The sequence below is a fragment of the Giesbergeria sinuosa genome (assembly GCF_042652905.1).
GTDB lineage: Bacteria > Pseudomonadota > Gammaproteobacteria > Burkholderiales > Burkholderiaceae_C > Simplicispira > Simplicispira sinuosa.
The window spans coordinates 1-17,566 of sequence record NZ_JBHSHJ010000007.1; the positions used below are offsets into that span (position 1 = coordinate 1).

19 protein-coding genes, 1 tRNA gene and 1 pseudogene are annotated in these 17,566 nt (G+C 58.3%); 19 read left to right on the plus strand and 2 right to left on the minus strand.

Annotation, left to right across the window (positions count from 1 at the left end; all coding sequences use genetic code 11):
* Together ACFO6X_RS09850 and ychF are read right to left on the minus strand one after the other, a co-directional pair.
* A pseudogene (locus ACFO6X_RS09850) lies at window positions 1-189 on the minus strand (RNA-guided endonuclease InsQ/TnpB family protein); the annotation flags it as partial.
* Window positions 190-424: 235 nt separating this feature from the next.
* Window positions 425-1,519, minus strand: a complete 1,095-nt coding sequence (ychF, locus tag ACFO6X_RS09855; RefSeq protein ID WP_382432515.1) for a redox-regulated ATPase YchF — start codon at window positions 1,517-1,519, stop codon at window positions 425-427.
* Window positions 1,520-1,606: 87 nt separating this feature from the next.
* On the opposite strand from ychF, the gene ACFO6X_RS09860 reads away from it, so the two are divergent.
* From ACFO6X_RS09860 to ACFO6X_RS09950, 19 genes are all read left to right on the plus strand, one after another.
* Window positions 1,607-2,737, plus strand: coding sequence for an FAD-dependent monooxygenase (locus ACFO6X_RS09860; RefSeq protein WP_382432517.1), 1,131 nt, complete (start codon window positions 1,607-1,609; stop codon window positions 2,735-2,737).
* A 40-nt stretch (window positions 2,738-2,777) separates the two neighbouring features.
* Complete coding sequence (locus tag ACFO6X_RS09865; RefSeq protein WP_382432519.1) at window positions 2,778-3,512, plus strand: DsbC family protein; 735 nt, start codon at window positions 2,778-2,780, stop codon at window positions 3,510-3,512.
* 73 nt (window positions 3,513-3,585) lie between these two features.
* Window positions 3,586-5,358: a M61 family metallopeptidase gene (locus ACFO6X_RS09870; RefSeq protein ID WP_382432521.1), complete on the plus strand. Its 1,773-nt coding sequence runs from the start codon at window positions 3,586-3,588 to the stop codon at window positions 5,356-5,358.
* Window positions 5,359-5,423: 65 nt separating this feature from the next.
* Window positions 5,424-6,203, plus strand: coding sequence for an enoyl-CoA hydratase (locus tag ACFO6X_RS09875; protein ID WP_382432523.1), 780 nt, complete (start codon window positions 5,424-5,426; stop codon window positions 6,201-6,203).
* A gap of 26 nt (window positions 6,204-6,229) precedes the next feature.
* Window positions 6,230-6,306 (plus strand) — tRNA-Met (locus ACFO6X_RS09880).
* A 234-nt stretch (window positions 6,307-6,540) separates the two neighbouring features.
* Window positions 6,541-7,785, plus strand: coding sequence for a tyrosine-type recombinase/integrase (locus tag ACFO6X_RS09885; protein WP_382432525.1), 1,245 nt, complete (start codon window positions 6,541-6,543; stop codon window positions 7,783-7,785).
* Window positions 7,786-8,113: 328 nt separating this feature from the next.
* Window positions 8,114-8,692: a Panacea domain-containing protein gene (locus tag ACFO6X_RS09890; RefSeq protein ID WP_382432527.1), complete on the plus strand. Its 579-nt coding sequence runs from the start codon at window positions 8,114-8,116 to the stop codon at window positions 8,690-8,692.
* Window positions 8,693-8,694: 2 nt separating this feature from the next.
* The gene (locus ACFO6X_RS09895; RefSeq protein ID WP_382432529.1) at window positions 8,695-9,102 is read left to right on the plus strand and encodes a hypothetical protein; all 408 of its coding nucleotides are present in this window, start codon (window positions 8,695-8,697) and stop codon (window positions 9,100-9,102) included.
* A 421-nt stretch (window positions 9,103-9,523) separates the two neighbouring features.
* Window positions 9,524-10,204, plus strand: coding sequence for a hypothetical protein (locus tag ACFO6X_RS09900; RefSeq protein ID WP_382432531.1), 681 nt, complete (start codon window positions 9,524-9,526; stop codon window positions 10,202-10,204).
* Between the two features lie 153 nt (window positions 10,205-10,357).
* Window positions 10,358-10,675 carry a helix-turn-helix transcriptional regulator gene (locus ACFO6X_RS09905; RefSeq protein ID WP_382432533.1) on the plus strand — a complete coding sequence of 106 codons (318 nt, stop codon included), beginning with the start codon at window positions 10,358-10,360 and terminating at the stop codon, window positions 10,673-10,675.
* Between the two features lie 55 nt (window positions 10,676-10,730).
* Window positions 10,731-11,012, plus strand: a complete 282-nt coding sequence (locus tag ACFO6X_RS09910) for a hypothetical protein (protein ID WP_382432535.1) — start codon at window positions 10,731-10,733, stop codon at window positions 11,010-11,012.
* A 326-nt stretch (window positions 11,013-11,338) separates the two neighbouring features.
* A complete protein-coding gene (locus ACFO6X_RS09915) occupies window positions 11,339-11,575 on the plus strand; it encodes a hypothetical protein (RefSeq protein ID WP_382432537.1) in 237 nt (78 codons plus the stop codon).
* Window positions 11,568-11,795, plus strand: a complete 228-nt coding sequence (locus tag ACFO6X_RS09920) for a hypothetical protein (protein ID WP_382432539.1) — start codon at window positions 11,568-11,570, stop codon at window positions 11,793-11,795. Before ACFO6X_RS09915 ends, ACFO6X_RS09920 begins: the two co-directional genes overlap by 8 nt.
* Entirely contained in the window at window positions 11,792-12,061 is a 270-nt protein-coding gene (locus ACFO6X_RS09925) for a hypothetical protein (protein ID WP_382432541.1), read from the plus strand. Before ACFO6X_RS09920 ends, ACFO6X_RS09925 begins: the two co-directional genes overlap by 4 nt.
* Window positions 12,061-12,255, plus strand: coding sequence for a hypothetical protein (locus tag ACFO6X_RS09930; RefSeq protein WP_382432543.1), 195 nt, complete (start codon window positions 12,061-12,063; stop codon window positions 12,253-12,255). The genes ACFO6X_RS09925 and ACFO6X_RS09930 overlap by 1 nt, the downstream gene beginning before the upstream one ends.
* An 8-nt stretch (window positions 12,256-12,263) precedes the next feature.
* Entirely contained in the window at window positions 12,264-13,556 is a 1,293-nt protein-coding gene (locus tag ACFO6X_RS09935; protein ID WP_382432545.1) for a ParB N-terminal domain-containing protein, read from the plus strand.
* Window positions 13,553-15,121: a DEAD/DEAH box helicase gene (locus tag ACFO6X_RS09940; RefSeq protein ID WP_382432547.1), complete on the plus strand. Its 1,569-nt coding sequence runs from the start codon at window positions 13,553-13,555 to the stop codon at window positions 15,119-15,121. The genes ACFO6X_RS09935 and ACFO6X_RS09940 overlap by 4 nt, the downstream gene beginning before the upstream one ends.
* Window positions 15,118-15,987: a hypothetical protein gene (locus ACFO6X_RS09945; RefSeq protein ID WP_382432549.1), complete on the plus strand. Its 870-nt coding sequence runs from the start codon at window positions 15,118-15,120 to the stop codon at window positions 15,985-15,987. The genes ACFO6X_RS09940 and ACFO6X_RS09945 overlap by 4 nt, the downstream gene beginning before the upstream one ends.
* A 2-nt stretch (window positions 15,988-15,989) precedes the next feature.
* The gene (locus ACFO6X_RS09950) at window positions 15,990-17,450 is read left to right on the plus strand and encodes a hypothetical protein (protein WP_382432551.1); all 1,461 of its coding nucleotides are present in this window, start codon (window positions 15,990-15,992) and stop codon (window positions 17,448-17,450) included.
* Window positions 17,451-17,566: the final 116 nt, after the last annotated feature.

Below are 17,566 nucleotides of genomic sequence, written 5' to 3' on the forward strand. Positions count from 1 at the left end.
GCACTTGCTGAACCCATTGGTCAGCTTTTGCAGGTCGTAACCAGTCAGAAACTGGTGGCGCTCGCGGATGGCGCGGTGGCTGGTTTCGTTACAAAAATTCCAGACCTGATTGACCTCACGCGCCATCGCAGCCAGCACTGTGGCGTGCTTGTCTTTAATGCGCAGGCGCAGGGTTTTGGTGCAGTCCATGACGTAGATTATGGATTGCAAATCCCTATTAGCACGCCTACGGCGCGCGCGCTCTCAACCCCGGACTGAACTCCGGGGCTTCCCGCGCACCGGGTGACAGCATTGGCCCAATGCAGCCAGCCAATGAAAAACGGCGCTGCGTGGTGCAACACGAAGCGCCGTAAAGTTTCATTTGAAATGATCTGTTAAACCGTCATGGCATGGTTGGCACAGATGCCAAATGTGGGAGGGCTGGTCAGACGTTGAACAGGAAGTTCATCACATCGCCATCTTTGACGATGTATTCTTTGCCTTCGGCGCGCATCTTGCCTGCGTCTTTGGCGCCCTGTTCGCCCTTGTGGGCAATGAAGTCATCAAAAGCGATGGTTTGGGCACGGATAAAGCCCCGCTCGAAGTCGCCGTGAATCACCCCTGCGGCCTGCGGTGCCGTATCGCCTACACGGATAGTCCAGGCGCGTACCTCTTTCACGCCAGCGGTGAAGTAGGTTTGCAGGCCCAATAGTTTGAAGCCAGCGCGGATCAGGCGGTTCAGGCCGGGCTCGGTCTGCCCCATTTCTGCCAAGAACATGTCGCGGTCTTCATCGCTCATCTCAGCCATTTCGGCTTCCATCTTGGCGCAAATAGCCACCACGGGGGCATTTTGGCTGGCCGCATACTCTTGTAGACGCTGCAGGTATGGGTTGTTCTCGAACCCATCTTCACTGACATTGCCAACAAACATTGCCGGTTTGGCGGTGATCAGGCAAAAGGACTTGAGCAGAGGCTGGTCTTCTTTGCTGACCTCGACGCTGCGCGCTGGTTTGCCTTCGTTCAGTGCCGCTTGGATGCGTGTTAGCAGCGCCACCAGCTTGGCCGCTTCTTTGTCGTTGCCCGATTTGGCTGCTTTGCTGTAGCGGTTCAGGGCTTTTTCGACGGTGCCCAGATCGGCCAGGCACAGTTCGGTCTGGATGACCTCAATATCGGCAATTGGATCGACCCGGTTGGCTACGTGAATCACGTTGTCGTCTTCAAAGCAGCGCACCACATTGACGATGGCGTCGGTCTCGCGGATGTGGGCCAGGAACTGGTTGCCCAGCCCCTCACCCTTGGAAGCGCCAGCGACCAGACCAGCAATGTCTACAAACTCGACAATGGCTGGCACGATGCGCTCGGGTTCGATGATGTGGGCTAGCTGTTGCAGACGCGGATCGGGCACCTCGACCACGCCAGTATTCGGCTCAATGGTGCAGAAGGGGTAGTTCTCGGCGGCAATGCCGGCCTTGGTCAGTGCGTTAAAAAGGGTGGACTTGCCCACATTGGGCAAACCCACGATGCCGCATTTCAGGCTCATGGCAGGGCTTTCAGGTAATCAGGGGAAACAGAAGTGGCGATTTTAGAGTCCCGCCACAAAGGTGGGTGTGCCTCCTACAATCGCCCCATGCCGCAAACCTTTGATGTCTGTATTCGCGGCGCCGGTGTGGTTGGTCACACCCTGGCGCTTTTATTGGCGCGCGAGAGGCTGCGCGTGGCACTGGTCAGCAGTGCCCCCACCCCCGGCCCGGACGTGCGGGCCTATGCGCTCAACACGGCTTCGCGCCAGCTCCTTGAGTCTTTGCGCACCTGGCCCGATGCTATTCATGCCAGCCCAGTGCTGCGAATGCAGGTGCAGGGCGACCAAGGCGGCGAGGTGGTGTTTGATGCCGCAGCCCAAGGCACAGAAGCCTTGACATGGATTGTGGATGTGCCAGCGTTAGAGACCCGTCTGGCGGAGGCAGTGCGCTATCAACCCCAAGTAGAGCGGGTATCAGCCCCAGTGCCAGCCGCCCTGACCGTGGTGTGTGAAGGCCGTGCCAGCCAGACGCGCACCGAGTTGGGCGTGGATTTTGAGGTCATGCCATACGCACAACATGCCATTGCTACCCGGCTGGTTTGTGAGCTGCCCCACGGTCAAACGGCACGGCAATGGTTTCATCAGGGCAGTATCTTGGCCTTTTTGCCCTTAGAGGGCGAAACGGGCAACAAGGTGGCGGTAGTTTGGTCGGTGCCAGCAGAACAGGTCAGCGAGTTGCTGACCTTGGACGACGACGGTTTTGCCCAAGCCTTGTATGTGGCCAGCCACGGAGAACTGGGGGCACTGGAATTGTGCTCGGCACGGGCTGCATGGCCCTTGCAACAGGCCCAAGCCAGCCGCTGGTGTGGCCCCGTGTTGCACCACGGCCAACCCAGTGCCGTCGAGAGTTGGGTGCTCGCTGGTGATGCGGCCCACAACGTACACCCGTTGGCAGGCCAAGGCTTGAACTTGGGGTTGGGGGATGTGCAAGCATTGGCCCAGATCTTGAGCCAGCGCGAGGACTGGCGCAGTGTGGCCGATTTGCGGCTGTTGCGCCGCTACGAGCGTGAACGCAAGGCGGCTCTTTTGCCCGTTGGGTTGCTCATGGATGGTTTGCAGCAATTGTTCTCGCGCACCGAAGCCCCATTGCAGGCGCTGCGTAACTGGGGCATGAACAGCTTTGAGCGCAGTGGCGCCCTCAAGGATTGGATGGCCCGCCGTGCCATGGGCACCCGTTGACGCTCCCTCTCATCGTCTATCTACTTCTCTGATCTCCTCCATGACCCTGATTCGTACGCTGCTGGTTGCTGCCAGTTTGGGTGTGGCTTTGGCCGCAACTGCCCAAGAGCCCACCATTCGCAAGACTTTGATTGAGCGTATTCCACAACTGGAAAAAATTGACGAGGTGCGCGCCACCCCCATGAAAGGTCTGTATGAAGTGCGCGTGGGCACCGACCTGTTCTATACCGACACCAAAGGCAACTTTCTGATTCAAGGTGAGCTGATCGATACCCAGGCGCGGCGCAACCTGACCGAAGACCGGATCAAGCAACTCACGGCAGTGGACTTCAACGCGTTGCCACTGCAAGATGCGTTTGTCACGGTGCGTGGCAATGGCAAGCGCAAACTGGTCGTGTTTGCCGATCCCAATTGCGGCTATTGCAAACGCTTTGAGCGTGATCTACAGCAGGTGGACAACATTACGGTACATACTTTTTTGTACCCCATCCTGAGCCCAGAATCGGCAGAGAAATCACGCAATATCTGGTGTGCCAAAGACCGCGTTGCCACTTGGAATGATTGGATGCTGCGCGACAAAACACCCCCCGCTGCCAGTTGTGACACAGCCGCTTTGCAACGCAATCTGGTGTTTGGCAAAAAGCACAAAATCACTGGCACGCCCACGTTGTTGTTTGCCAACGGTAGTCGCATTCCCGGTGCCATCGGTACACAAGATATTGAAAAACGCCTTGCCGACATCGAGGCTGGAGCTAAGGTCAGCGCCGCTCAGTAAGCTGTCCTATCCCTTGTATCACCCCGGTGCTTGCACACGCTGGGGGTCTGTGTTTGCTGCCTGAGGCGTTGCCATGTCTATTTCCATCGAACCTGCCGCCCTGCACTACCGTGTTGCAGTGGCTGATTTGCACGCCCATTTGTTTCACGTCACGCTCACCATTACTGAGCCGCTGGCGATGCAAGAGCTATCGCTGCCGGTATGGATTCCGGGCAGTTACTTGGTACGTGAATTTGCCAAAAATCTGCAAAACCTGCGGGCAAGCCAACAAGGCCAGCCTGTGGCCTGCGTGCAACTCAACAAACAGCGTTGGCAAACGGCCAGCCAACCCGGTCAGCCGTTGGTACTGGAGTACGAGGTCTATGCCAACGACCCCTCCGTACGCACGGCCAGTTTGGATGCGCTGCGCGGGTTCTTCAATGGCACCAGCCTGTGTCTGCGCCCCGAAGGCTTAACCGAGCACTCTTGTGTGCTCGAAGTGGTTCCGCCTGAACTGCCTGCAAATCAGCCCGGTTGGCAATGTGCGACGGGTCTGGCGGCCATACAAACTGACCCCGCTGGCTTTGGTTTCTACCGGGCCGCAGACTATGACGAGCTGACCGACAGCCCCGTCGAGATGGGCAATTTTTGGAGTACCGAGTTTGTCGCTGCAGGCGTACCGCATCGGTTGGTGGTGGCTGGTGCAGCACCATCGTTGGATGCCAGCCGCTTGCTGGCAGATACCCAGCGCATTTGCGAAGCTGCGATCCGTTTCTGGCATGGTACAGAGCCACCACCATTTCAGCACTATGTTTTCTTGCTGCATGCCACCGCCGATGGCTATGGTGGGTTGGAACACCGCCACTCTACCGCCCTGATCTGTGCCCGCAGCGATTTGCCTCGCCAAGGCCAAACCCAGCCCAGTGAGGGCTACACCACGCTGCTGGGGTTGATCAGCCACGAGTATTTTCATACGTGGAACGTCAAGCGGTTGCGCCCGGCAGAATTTACCCGCTACGACTACAGCCAAGAAAACTACACAGAACTGCTGTGGTTTTTTGAAGGCTTTACCAGCTACTACGACGATCTGTTGCTGCGCCGTGCGGGGCTGATCGACGATGCCACCTACCTCAAGCTGCTGGGTAAAACCATTGCCCAAGTGCAGCAAACCCCTGGTCGGTTAGTCCAAACGGTGGCCCAGGCCAGCATGGATGCTTGGATCAAGTACTACCGCCAAGATGAAAACACCCCCAACGCCACCGTCAGTTACTACACCAAGGGCGCATTGGTGGCGCTGTGCTTGGATTTAACGCTGCGCCACGAAGGCCAAACCACCCTGGATGTGGTGATGCAAGCCTTGTGGCGGCGCTGCGCTGGTGGCCCCATGACTGAAGCTGATTTGCGCGCTGTGCTGCGCGATTGGGCGGGGCGCTCTTTTGATGCGGAGTTGGATGCGTGGGTGCATAGCACTGCAGAACTGCCAGTGCCCGCTTTGCTGGCTGCCCACGGCATTGCGCAGCAGACCGAAGACGCCCCTGCCGCCCAAATTTTGGGCCTGCGTGTTACAGAAAACGGTGGCATTCGCCTGCAAACGGTGCTGCGTGGCAGCTTGGCCGAGCGTGCAGGCATGGCGGCCAACGATGAGTGGCTGGGCCTAGAAGTGCAAGGCCAAGGCTGGCGTTTGCGCAAACTGGCCGATGTGGCGTTGTATGCGGGCCATGCCACACGGGTGACAGCATTGGTGGTCAGGGGCGAACGCCTATTGCGCCTGCCGCTGGAGTTGCCTGGTGCAGAGGCCCGCACTGTGGCGAGCCAATGGCAAGTCAGCGATAGTGCAGCAGCCACCCGCTGGTTATCCGGCCACTGAAACGGGTCTGTCTTACGTCTTGGTTATATTGACAGGCTTCATCCCACATAAACCCAGGAGATACCATGACCTATGAAATGATTGAAGTTCGTGTTGAAGCCGAGAAAGTCGGCGTCATTACCCTCAATCGTCCCAAGCAGCTCAATGCCCTGAATGACCAACTCATGGACGAGTTGGGCGCAGCCCTCAAGGCTTTTGATGCCGATGAAAAAATTGGCTGCATCATCCTGACTGGCAGTGAAAAGGCTTTTGCTGCCGGTGCCGACATCACTGTCATGGCCAAGTTCACCTTTGCCGATGCCTACAAGGGCGATTTCATCACCCGCAACTGGGAAACCATTCGCAACATTCGCAAGCCCGTGATTGCTGCCGTGAGTGGCTTTGCCTTGGGTGGAGGCTGTGAGTTAGCCATGATGTGTGATTTCATCATTGCCGCCGACAATGCCAAGTTTGGTCAACCCGAAATCAAGCTGGGCACGATTCCTGGTGCCGGTGGCACTCAGCGTCTGCCCCGTGCGGTGGGCAAGTCCAAAGCGATGGACATGGCCCTGACTGGCCGCATGATGAATGCCGAAGAAGCAGAACGTGCTGGTTTGGTCAGCCGCGTTGTGGCACTGGACAAACTGCAAGAAGAGGCGTTGGGGGCTGCTTTGGTGATCAGCGACTACTCGCAAATTACCGTGATGGCTGCCAAAGAAGCCGTCAACCGTGCGTTTGAAGGCACTCTGTCGGATGGCCTGATGTTTGAGCGTCGCCTGTTCCATTCGCTGTTTGCTACTGCTGACCAAAAAGAAGGTATGGATGCCTTTGTGAACAAACGCAAGGCTGTGTTTACACACCAGTGATTTTTGGGCTATAATTTCGCTCGTTCGGTGATATAGCTCAGTTGGTTAGAGCGCAGCATTCATAATGCTGATGTCGGTGGTTCAAATCCACCTATCACCACCACCTACCAGAACAAAGCCGTCCAACCTAGTACAGGTGGGCGGCTTTTTAATTGGGCGATCCACTAGGGCACTGTGCAAGCTAGGCCAAGCCGGTACACTGCAAGCCAGCACAAAACGGGGGAACAAACGGGGGAACGATTGGCACGGATTCGGGGAAATGGGGTTTTTGTTCCCCCATCCCCCTCTGTAGCAGGTCAATTTCCACTGTTCCCCCACCGCCCGGAGGAACTGCCCCATGTTGACCGATACCGCCTGCAAGAAAGCCACCTGCCCACCAGACAAGAAGCGCGAACGCTTTGCCGACTCTGGTGGCCTGTATTTGGAGGTCAGCCCCAACGGCTCTAAGCGTTGGTTCTGGAAATACCGTAAGCAGGGCAAGGAAGGCCGTATGGCTTTGGGCAGCTACCCTGACGTGGGCTTGGCTGCGGCCCGTACTGCCCGTGATACCGCCAAGAACGTCAAGGCGGGGGGGGTTGACCCGGTGCAAGAACGCAAGGTGGGCCAGCTCAAGGCCGCCGCAAATCTGGGAGAAACCTTTGAGCTGGTGGCCCGTGAGTGGTTTGATAAGCGTGCCCCCGGCTGGAGTAGCCACCACCAAGTGCGTGAACTACGCAACCTAGAGAAAGACTTGATACCGTGGCTAGGAGCGCGCAAGGTGGGCGATATGGAGGCCGTGGAGTTGTTGGCCGCCGTGCGCCGGGTAGAAGATCGTGGTGCCTTGGACGTGGCACACCGGGTATTGAGTACCGCCCGTGGCGCACTGGCCTACGCCGTGGCCACTGGCAGGGCCAGCCGCAATGTGGCGCTGGACTTGGCAGGGGCACTCACCCCCCACCGCAAAAAGCACTTTGCCGCTATCACCGACCCAGGCAAGCTGGGAGAACTACTGCGCGCCATTCGGGGCTATCAGGGTGGGCCGGTGGTACGCACGGCGCTGGCGCTGGCGCCCATGCTGTTTCAACGCCCCAACGAGCTGCGCGGCATGGCGTGGGCAGAACTGGATTTAGAGGCTGGCTTGTGGAGCATTGCCCCGGCCCGGATGAAGCGCACCAAGGATGGCAAGGAAAACGGCGCTCCCCACTTGGTGCCACTGCCACGCCAAGCCGTGGAGTTGCTGCGCGACTTGCAGCTCCTGACCGGCCACACGGGCTTGGTGTTTCCGGGGGAGAGAGGCACCACCCGGCCTATCAGTGACAACACCTTGCGCACGGCCCTGCAAACCTTGGGCTATGCCAGCGACACCCAGACCGTCCACGGCTTTCGGGCCACGGCCCGCACCATCTTGGCCGAACGCTTGGAGTTTGACCCGCTGATTGTGGAAGCCCAGTTGGCCCATGCCGTGAAAGATGCCAATGGCCGGGCTTACAACCGCACCAGCTATGTAGAGCAGCGCCGCGCCATGATGCAGACATGGGCTGATTACCTGGACAAGCTGCGCACGGGGGTGAACGTGATTCCACTGCATGGCAAGGTGGCGTAAATGCACTTCACTGGACTGCACTGGCCTTCCTTGCACTTCACGGGTTGCCTGAAAATGGTACGATCTTTGGCATATAAGCACCTACAAAACCTGATGGCTGGCTTTACGTTGGCTGCCAATTGGGGGCTACAGGATAGGCCATACACTTTGCCAAGTGGGGGCTTTGCTCGTGACCGCCACAAGCTGTCTGGGAATGTGCAGCGCGTAGGTAATGACATCCGCAAGGTATCCGAGCGACAGGGGAATCCCCTTCAATGAACAAGCGCAACAGCTTTACATGTGCAAATGTCTGCCTGAGATGCCTCAATTGATCCTATAGAGAGATGCCATGAATCAATACAGCCTGTTCGATGAGCGCAAAGCAGCGCAGGCGGCTGCGTACCTGTTGTTTCGGGCCGGTGGTCAGTTGCCCATCCTCAAGTTGATGAAGCTTTTGTATCTGGCCGAACGCGAGTCGTTCAAACGCTACGGCGACTCCATCACTGGAGACCGTTTGGTCTCGATGCCGCATGGCCCGGTGCTGTCTAGGACGTATGACCTCAGCGGAGGATGTGAGTCTTCCAAGGCGGGCGGTTGGGATACATGGATTGGCGACCGCGCTGGCTACGATGTGGCGCTCAAGGATGCCAGCATGATCCGTTCGCCAGAAGAAGATTTGCTGGCTTTGAGTGATAGCGACCTTGATTGCCTAGCAGAGACATGGAAGCAATTTGGTCATTGGGATAAATACAAGCTTCGTGACTACACCCATACCGATGCGTGCCCAGAGTGGATTGATCCCTTGGACGGTAGTCACGACATACCCTATGCGCGTCTACTCAAGGCTGTGGGCCATAGCCCAGAGCAAGTTGAGGCACTGTCCCGCCGATTGCACGAGCAACGCTACATCAACCAAGCTTTTGCCTGAACGTGCAAGATTGGCGTTGCAGCAAAGGGGAGTCACTGCTGATTCCATCAGGGCCAAGCGAAAAGAGGCATTTGTTTGCTATCTTGCTTGATCCCTGTCGGGTTGAAGGGCGTGGTTCAAAACCACATGTTCTGCTGGCTTCGGTTCTGAGTATCAAGCCGGGGATGTTTGTTGACGACAGTTGCTTACTCAAGCCCGGAGATCATCCTTTCATACGGCACGACAGCTTCATCGACTACCGCTTCACTCGCTTGGAGCAGGCAGAACATGTGGAGGCCAGAGTTGCCGAGGGTGTGTTTGATGTCAAAGAATCCTGTTCTCCAGACCTGATCCGGCGCATCATCGAAGGTGCTCTCAAATCTCCCCGCATCCCGCGAGAGTACAAGATGATTCTGAAAAATCAGTTGTAACCTCAGCCCTCACTCGTCACCGCCCACACCACCAGCCCGGCCACCGCGCCGGGTTTGTGCTTTCTGGGGGCACAGCACCATACTTAAAAACAGAATACGGGGGAAAAAAACAAACGCGCGCGACTTGTATTTGTTGGGGGTACCGGGGGTACTGGGGGTACCACAATACATTTACAGAGAGAAGCTATCCAAAAAAGAGCGGTACCCCGGCAATTTTTAACGGGGGTACCGGGGGTACCGACACCACCAGCCTGTGCCATTGTTCGCTGGCGTTGGTGCCCTTCCCACTGGTGCCGTGCCCCTGTGCCACAATCGCCACCAGCGCCCCAAGCATCGGCCTAATTACCCGATGCCACACCGGATTCCCCCTGTCCGGTTTGGGGCGCTTTCTTGTTTCAGGGGGCAATGCAAAGGGGGGTGCATGAGCATTGTCGCTAAATTGCTTCAAGAGAAACGGGCCGAATTCATTAGTTTGCACGAGCTATTGGAAACAATCGTCCAGCATGACGGCTGCACATTGAGGTTGGCAGCACAGTTTGTTGACCAAAAATTTACAGATGATCCAAAATCAGGATCATTTTCATGGTTGGTTCGCTTGGGTGAAAACACCATTGATATGGGCAATGACGATGAAATAGAGTTTCTAGATTTGCTGGAGTATGTCGCTTTGCATGGCAATTATCACAGCGCATCTTCTGATGCTTCAATTGATAAAAACTACTTCAACTTTGTATTTGAACGTGCAGAAATTTTCAATTTTCTCAATCGGCACGGACTTAATCTGGGATACGTGGCAGTAGAAACATCAGAATCCACCACTCCCACGGCTGCGACACAAGCACCGACTGTGCCAGCATTAAATGACTCGACAGAACCTGAAAGCTACTGGCCTTGGGGCAACCATCACACTGAAGCCTTAGGGCACTTGGAAGCTGCTGCACGGGAATTTTGGTCAGCCTACGACCATACCAAGCCAAGAACCGCACCCAAGAACGAGGTTGTATCCAACTGGCTGCAAGCGCGTGGGGTGTCAAAAACGAACAGCGACGTTATGGCATCTATCCTGCGCTTGGATGGCCTGCCAACCGGCCCGCGCAAATAGTTGTCCCGCCCCATTAAACCCAGCATCCATGCGGGTTTGCGGGGTTGTCCGGGGTAACTCTGCCCCAGTTACCCGGATGAACCCGCCCTATTCGCCAGTCCCCAAACCCGGCCAAATTGCTGTCATTGCAACTACAGACAAGGACGGCCAAGCATGGCTATCTTGCGAATTGACGGGGTTTTGGGTAAGACGGGGCAGCGATCCAAGTCCGCCATCTACTGCGCGGCACGAGAGGGTCTATTCACCAAGCCCGTGAAAATCGGCGCACAAATCACAGGCTGGCCCGATTATGAAGTGGAAACCATCGTGGCGGCCCAAGTGGCAGGCCAAACGAAGGAACAAATCCGCGAGTTGGTCAACCAGCTTCACGCCCAACGCATGGAGCGTTTCAAGGCTTTGCTGAATTCGGCCACGGCCATGAATACCAGTCCTGCCAATACCAACGTGGTGCAAATGGCGGGGGCACGTTAATGGTGGCCGCCATCTTCTATTTGGTGCTGCGCCTGCGCAAATGGAGGGCTTCAAAGTGAAAACGCCCGACACCACCAAAGCAGTATCGAGCGCCCCTACAACAGGCCACTATTCTGCCACCACCACCCAGGTCAATACGGAAGTGCCCGACCAGCCCGCCAGTTTCAGCAACATGACCTTGGCCGAGCTGCTCAAGCGCCTCGGTGCCATCCAAGCCGCTGCCTACCGCAACATGGCTACGATGACCGGCGCGGCCTACACACAGGCAGCCCAAACACACGCCTATGCTGTGCTGGCTGTCCAGACAATCCAAAGCGTGATTGACGGGGGGCTGTAATGATGACCAGCATTATGTTGGCCCTGCCCCGCACTTGCTTGGCTGGCGCTGGCCATGCTACAGTTGCACCCGATGCCAAACAGCATCACGGGTTTGGCGACCCGGTATTAGATAAGGCGCAGCAGCCGCGCCCCTCTCGGACAGCGGCTTTTTTCATGCCCGTGGGCTGCACACGGCACGCACGGCTATCCATTTTGGTGGGCCGTGTGGGGACACCCGCGAGGGTGTGCCGGTTCCTTATCCCGGTTCGCCAACCCCGCACGGTCTGCCACCCTCATTTGGCGATGAGGACGGCAGGTTTCAAACCTGTTGATAAGGAGCCACTCGTGGCTAACACCATCCCCAAGGGCCATATTGCGCCCGCCTCTTTGCCCAGCACGGGCAAGCACTCCCACCCTGTTGACTTGGTAGCCCTGCATGGTGAAGCTGTCAACGCCTGCGCTATGGCCCGTTGGTATGCCGCCCGGCACAACCATGCAGCCGCTGCCCGCAAGTCGGCTCAAGCCCTGTCTGCACTGCGCAAGCTGGCTGCTTTTGAACGTGTGGAGGCAAGCCATGCTTGACCACACCACCACCATTGAGCTTGCAGCCAATACCGTAGCCATCGTGTCGCCATCGCTGGTATTCCCTGACCACCGTATCGCCATGAACGTCTTTGACCGTGGAGCATGGAGCAACTTCGGTATCGAACTGACCCCAGACACCGCCCGTCAATTGGCCGCTGCACTGGTGGCCCAAGCGGATGCCATGCAAGCGCGCAACACGGCGGGGGGGGCAGCATGAGCTATCCAAAATTCAACCCCGACATCTGCTTCGTGGCTGGACTCACCTTGTACGGCAGGAACGGCAAGGTTGCGGCTTCAGCCAAGGTGGGAGGCCCATCGTTCGTGTCGGCTACCCAGCCAGGTGAAATCAACTTGGGCGTGGCGATAGATGGCGAGGCCTTCCATGTGAAGCTCTGCACCAAGTCGGCCCGCGAGTTTGGGGCAGCACTGATGACGGCAGCAGTGCTGCGCGATGCGGCAGACCGCGCGAAGGGGGCCAAGTAATGACTGCCACCACCGCCTATCTGCACTGGCTAGATGCCGAACTGGACGCCACCGCCAACGACCTACGCCAACAGGCTGGCCCCGGCTTGGCCGATGCCGCTGAACGCCTGACCGACCTGATGGTAGCCAAAACCATGCTACGCGAGTTCATCGCCAGCCAGACCCCCAACACCCCCGCAAACCTCACCGAGTAGAGGGAAACATGACCCAATTTCAGAAGCCCGAGCAGTCGGGTCAAGCCGCTGCATTGCCTAAAACCTACGCCCAGCACCCTTTGAGCGCCGCTTTCCCGGCCATGACCGCCGAGGAATTTCAGGAGCTGAAGGACTCAATCGAGAATTTCGGCCCCATGAGTCCGGTTGTGATTGCCAATGGCATGGTGTTGCACGGTTGGGACATCTACCGCGCCTGCACCGAGTTGGCCGTGCCCTACCAAGTGCAAGAACTGCCCGCCCACGTTACCCCGCAGGATTACCTTGACGCGCAAAGCATTGGACGCAAGGCAAGCAGCGTAGAGCAGGTATCTGGCCCCAACGCCATCATGCTGGCGCTGGAATCCATCCGCATTGACGGCAATACCCAATCGCGGGTTGAGCTGGATCAGGCCGTGGTGGCCGAGTACGCCGAAGCTATGGCCGAAGGTGCGCAGTTTCCGCCGCTGATCGTGTTCTTTGACGGCGCGCATCGCTGGCTAGGGGATGGCTTTCACCGCTACTTTGGTGCCCGTAAGGCCGGATTGGTACAGATGGTTGCCGAAGTACGCAGCGGCACCCAGCAGGACGCACAACTGTTTAGCTTTGGCGTGAACGCAAGCCACGGCCTACGCCGCACCAATGCGGACAAGCGCAAGGCGGTTACTGGGGCGCTGCAACACCCGGTTTCATGCCAGTGGAGTGACCGGCAAATTGCCAAACACTGCGGGGTATCCGGCAAGACGGTCGCTTCTGTTCGCCAAGCTAACTGCGGAAATTCCGCAGTGACGCATCAAGAGCGCACCTACACCACCAAACACGGCACCACCGCCGTGATGAACACCAGCAATATCGGCAAGAAGCCAGAGGGACCACAGGCCGCACCGCTCGAGCAGCAGGCCCAGCCCCTGCGGCACACCGTGTCGGTGGTGCCCCCGCCCAAGAGCAGCCAGCCCGACGAGTTGGCCAACTTGGAGGAAGGCGACTACACCCCGCCCGAAGGCATGACCGAGGAAGACTTCGGCCCCAGCCCGGAGGAAATCGCCGAAGCACTGGCGCACGAGGCAGCAGAAAAAGCCAAGCGTGAGCTGCTGGAAAAGATGATCGAGTCGGACAACCAGATGGCTACGTTGTTCGAGGAAGCCAAGATGCTCAAGGCACAGGTGGCCCGGCTGGAACGCTACCGCGACGAGCTGATGAACAAGGCCCATGCCATCGAGCAGATTGCCAAGAAGCGCGACCGCGAGAACCTTCGTCTGCGCAAAGAGTTGGACGCACTGCGTGGCAAAGGTGGTGCCCAATGAACGCCCCTATCTCCAGCCGCCTGTTTCAGGACGCGGCCCCCGACTACAGCAACACCAGCTTTCCGCCGCCACGCCCCTTCCAACAAAGCGCCCATGAGGCACTGCGTCAGGGCTTTCGGGAAGGCCACCGCTGCCAACTCATCATGGCCCCCACCGGGGCTGGGAAGAGCTACCTAGGGCACCGCATTGCCCATGAAGCCTTGCTCAAGGGCCGCCGCGTGGTGTTCCTGTGTGACCGCAACACCCTCATTAACCAGACCAGCGCTGGGGCTGATGCCTATGGGCTGACCCAACACGGCATCATTCAGGCGGGCCACCTACGCCGTGACAGCGAGTTGCCCTACCAAATTGCCAGCGTCCAGACTTTAGCCAAGCGCGGTTTCTGGCCCAAGCTAGATGTGTTGATTGTGGACGAGGCCCACACGATGCACAGCAGTTGGGTAGAGTTTGCCAAGACCACCAAGGCTGCGGTGATTGGCCTATCGGCTACGCCCTTCACCAAGGGGCTGGGGCAGGTGTTCGGCCAGCTCATCAATGCCACCACCACCCACGACCTGACCGAATCCGGGGTGCTGGTACCGCTGCGGGTGTTGTCCTGCACCAAACCCGATATGGCTGGCGCTGCCGTGAGCAAGTCGGGGGAGTGGAGCGATAAGGCCGCCGAAGAACGGGGTATGGCCATCATCGGTGACGTGGTTTCCGAGTGGCTTGGGCATGGCGAGAACCGCAAAACCATCGTGTTCGGGGCCAGCATTGTGCACTGCAAGGAACTGTGCCGCCAGTTTGTCGATGCCGGTGTCATGGCTGCCGTTTTCACCTCAGAGACCACCGCCGCCGAGCGTGAAGTGCTGGTACGCGAGTTCTCTAAGCCAGACGCCACCTTGCGCGTGCTCATATCCGTTGAGGCTTTGGCAAAAGGTTTTGACGTGCCAGACGTGGGCTGTGTGGTTGATTGCCGACCACTGCGCAAGAGCTTGTCCACCTTCATGCAGATGATTGACAGGGGCTTGCGCTCCAGCCCTGCCACCGGCAAGACCGATTGCATCTTGCTTGACCACTCTGGAAACATCTTGCGCTTCGCCGAAGACTTCGAGCAGGTCTATTTCAATGGCGTTGAGTCCTTGGACATGGGCCAGAAGCTGGATAAGACAGTGCGCAAGGAGGAGCAGCAGGACGAATATGAGGCCAAAGGCTGCCCCCATTGTGGCCACAAGCCGTTCCGTAAGCATTGCATGGCCTGTGGCTATGAGAAACCAGCCCCGGCAGTAGAGGTTGCTGGGTCAGGCCAGATGGTGGAAATCACGATCGGCAAGGGAAAAAACAAGAAGGTGCTGGCTGATAACCCCGCGCACCTCTGGGGCCAAGTCTGCACCTACGCCCGCACCCACAGTGCCCCAGACAAGCAGGAGTGGCGTGCCCGCTTTTTGTACCGCGACATCATGGGGGGCCAGCTACCGCCCAAGGCATGGCACATCAGCACCACCCCCGAAGTTCCGCTGTCTGCCGCAGTCGCCAGCAAGATCAAAAGCCTGACGATTCGCAACGTCAACCGGAGGGCAGCATGAGCTTCGTGCAGTTTGCTCGTGCCCACGGGGTGGAGATTGACCCGGCCAAGCTGTACCCCAGCCAGAAAATCCGCCGCTGCGGCACGACTGAGAAGCCCCGCTCCGGCAACGGTGCCTACTTCTGGGACGGAGAGCGCGGCTGGGTGTTTGATTGGAGTGGTGAAGCCAAGGTCAATTGGTACAACGACCCGAACGCCCAGCCGTGGACGCAGGCGGAGAAAGACGCATGGAAGGCCAAGCGCCAAGCCCAGCGCGCCCAGCAGGAGCAGGGCTACCAACGCGCTGCCCAGCAGGCCGCCGAGATGCTACGCAGTGCAACACCCGGCGAACACAGCTACCTGCACAGCAAGGGCTTTCCACTGGCCCAAGGGCTGGTGGCCCAGGACGGTGCCTTGCTGGTACCCATGCGCCACCACCAAACCAACGCGCTGCAAGGCGTGCAGGTCATCCGCTGGTTAGAGGACGAGCGCCGCCACGAGAAAAAGATGCAGCCCTATGGCATGAAGGCTGCTGGCGCTGTGTTGCGCATGGGGCCACCCAAGGCCGTTGAGACGGTACTGGTGGAGGGCTATGCCACCGGCTTGACCGTACTGGAGGCACTGCGTGGTATCGGCATCCATGCTGTGGTGCTGGTCACGTTCAGCGCCCACAACCTCACCCAAGTGGCCCAAGCCGTGGGGGGGAAGGCGTACATCTTTGCCGACCACGACCAGAGCGGCACCGGCCAGAAGGCGGCAGAAGCTACCGGACTGCCGTGGTGCATGAGTCCGGTGGAGGGGGAAGACGCCAACGACTTGCACCAGCGTGCGGGCCTGTTGGCCGTGCGGCAGTTGCTCATGCGGGTGCGCCTGCAACGGAAGGGGTAATCATGGCCGTGAAACGCGATGAAGTAGTGCCCGAGGACTTGGTGGCTCACCTGCAAAAGACCATCCCCGGCTTCAGGAAGGAGGCCATGCACCACCAATTGGCCCTAGCCAGCATGGTATGGACTGGCTCCAGCAAGCGCCGCCAACATGAGAGCTTGGAGGGGGCCATGAGCTTTTACTGCCGGGAACTGGAGGATGCCTTTGGCCGTGGCGGGTTCAAAGAGATCAACAAGCGACTGGAGTTTTTCATCAGCACCGGTCAATGGTTCCGCGATAGCGGCGAGACAAAAGGCTATTGGTTCACTGACCGGGTGAAGGAGAGCCGGGACACCTACCTTGCAAGGCGCTGGCGCAAGGTGACGCGGCTACTCAAGGCTGATGGCACGGTGATGAAAACCATCCCGGCAGCGGTGGCAGGCAAGGATATGTTGGGTGTCAACACCACGGCATGGACAAACGCTAAAGAGTTGAACGTGGTCAGAGTTGACCTTGCATCATTGGAGCGTTTGCGGCGCTGGCTTGCACAGGTTTTAGCGGACTACGACGATGGCCGCGTGCCCCACGACCTAGCCACGGAGTTCCCAGCCAGAGAGGATGTCGAGCGTTTGGCCCACGCCACCGGCCAGATTATTCGGCTGGCCAAGACCGATGTTGCTGGCAATGGGTATATCGCCCATCGTTATGTCCAAGCGACAACAGGCCGCCTATATGCCAAAGGCGTCAACTTGCAAAACGCCCCCAGCCTCATCAAGCAGGCCGCCCTTGCTGGCTTGTGGGAGTACGACTTCAGCAATTGCCACTTCGCCATCATCGCCCAAATGGCCCAGCAGCACGGCTACCAATGCAAAGCCATTGCCCGCTATTTGGCCGACAAGAAGGCTACCCGGCGGGTGATTGCGGCACAGGCTGGTATCAGCGACAACCAAGCCAAAGTGTGCCTGCTGGCCGTGATGTACGGAGCACGGCTATCGGAATGGCATGAGAACGCTATCCCTGAAGCTATCGGCCAAGAGGCAGCAGCCCGGCTTTTTAAGGTGGCGCAGTTCAAAGCCATTGCAGATGATGTTGCGGCAGCAAGGCGGGCTATCTTGAAGGGATGGCCGCGCACAGCCGCTGGACGCCTGACTAATGCTTTCGGCAAGGCTATCGACGGCAAGGCCCGTGCTGTGGAGCAGATGGCCCATTTGGTGCAGGGTGTTGAGGCCAAGGCCCTACAAACCGCCATCGACCTCTATCCCAACAAGATTGTTCTACTCCAACACGATGGCTTTGCATCCACATCCAAGCTGAATGTGGGCGTCATTACCGAGGCGGTTTTTCAGGCCACGGGCTACCGGCTGGAGTTGGAAGAAGACCGGATTCGGGTTGACCCAGACGCCCACTTTTTGAAGAACAGAATTCTTTTTGAAATGGCCCGCCAGCCCAATAACCATGCGGGTTTGCGTGATTCGCTTGCACATTAATAGTGCCTCTTGCTTTCCTCCCTTCCTGCTGCCTGGTATGGGCATTTTCGCGCCCAAGTTCTGGCACAGCTTTCAACCCCCCCGGCCCGCTGACAGGCCACTTACCCCACCACTGA

Excerpts from the sequence above, each read along its gene's own strand:
- ychF (WP_382432515.1), bottom strand. The coding sequence starts at position 1,519 with ATGAGCCTGAAATGCGGCATCGTGGGTTTGCCCAATGTGGGCAAGTCC.
- ACFO6X_RS09860 (WP_382432517.1), top strand. The coding sequence starts at position 1,607 with ATGCCGCAAACCTTTGATGTCTGTATTCGCGGCGCCGGTGTGGTTGGT.
- ACFO6X_RS09865 (WP_382432519.1), top strand. The coding sequence starts at position 2,778 with ATGACCCTGATTCGTACGCTGCTGGTTGCTGCCAGTTTGGGTGTGGCT.
- ACFO6X_RS09870 (WP_382432521.1), top strand. The coding sequence starts at position 3,586 with ATGTCTATTTCCATCGAACCTGCCGCCCTGCACTACCGTGTTGCAGTG.
- ACFO6X_RS09875 (WP_382432523.1), top strand. The coding sequence starts at position 5,424 with ATGACCTATGAAATGATTGAAGTTCGTGTTGAAGCCGAGAAAGTCGGC.
- ACFO6X_RS09885 (WP_382432525.1), top strand. The coding sequence starts at position 6,541 with ATGTTGACCGATACCGCCTGCAAGAAAGCCACCTGCCCACCAGACAAG.
- ACFO6X_RS09890 (WP_382432527.1), top strand. The coding sequence starts at position 8,114 with ATGAATCAATACAGCCTGTTCGATGAGCGCAAAGCAGCGCAGGCGGCT.
- ACFO6X_RS09900 (WP_382432531.1), top strand. The coding sequence starts at position 9,524 with ATGAGCATTGTCGCTAAATTGCTTCAAGAGAAACGGGCCGAATTCATT.
- ACFO6X_RS09905 (WP_382432533.1), top strand. The coding sequence starts at position 10,358 with ATGGCTATCTTGCGAATTGACGGGGTTTTGGGTAAGACGGGGCAGCGA.
- ACFO6X_RS09920 (WP_382432539.1), top strand. The coding sequence starts at position 11,568 with ATGCTTGACCACACCACCACCATTGAGCTTGCAGCCAATACCGTAGCC.
- ACFO6X_RS09925 (WP_382432541.1), top strand. The coding sequence starts at position 11,792 with ATGAGCTATCCAAAATTCAACCCCGACATCTGCTTCGTGGCTGGACTC.
- ACFO6X_RS09930 (WP_382432543.1), top strand. The coding sequence starts at position 12,061 with ATGACTGCCACCACCGCCTATCTGCACTGGCTAGATGCCGAACTGGAC.
- ACFO6X_RS09935 (WP_382432545.1), top strand. The coding sequence starts at position 12,264 with ATGACCCAATTTCAGAAGCCCGAGCAGTCGGGTCAAGCCGCTGCATTG.
- ACFO6X_RS09940 (WP_382432547.1), top strand. The coding sequence starts at position 13,553 with ATGAACGCCCCTATCTCCAGCCGCCTGTTTCAGGACGCGGCCCCCGAC.
- ACFO6X_RS09945 (WP_382432549.1), top strand. The coding sequence starts at position 15,118 with ATGAGCTTCGTGCAGTTTGCTCGTGCCCACGGGGTGGAGATTGACCCG.
- ACFO6X_RS09950 (WP_382432551.1), top strand. The coding sequence starts at position 15,990 with ATGGCCGTGAAACGCGATGAAGTAGTGCCCGAGGACTTGGTGGCTCAC.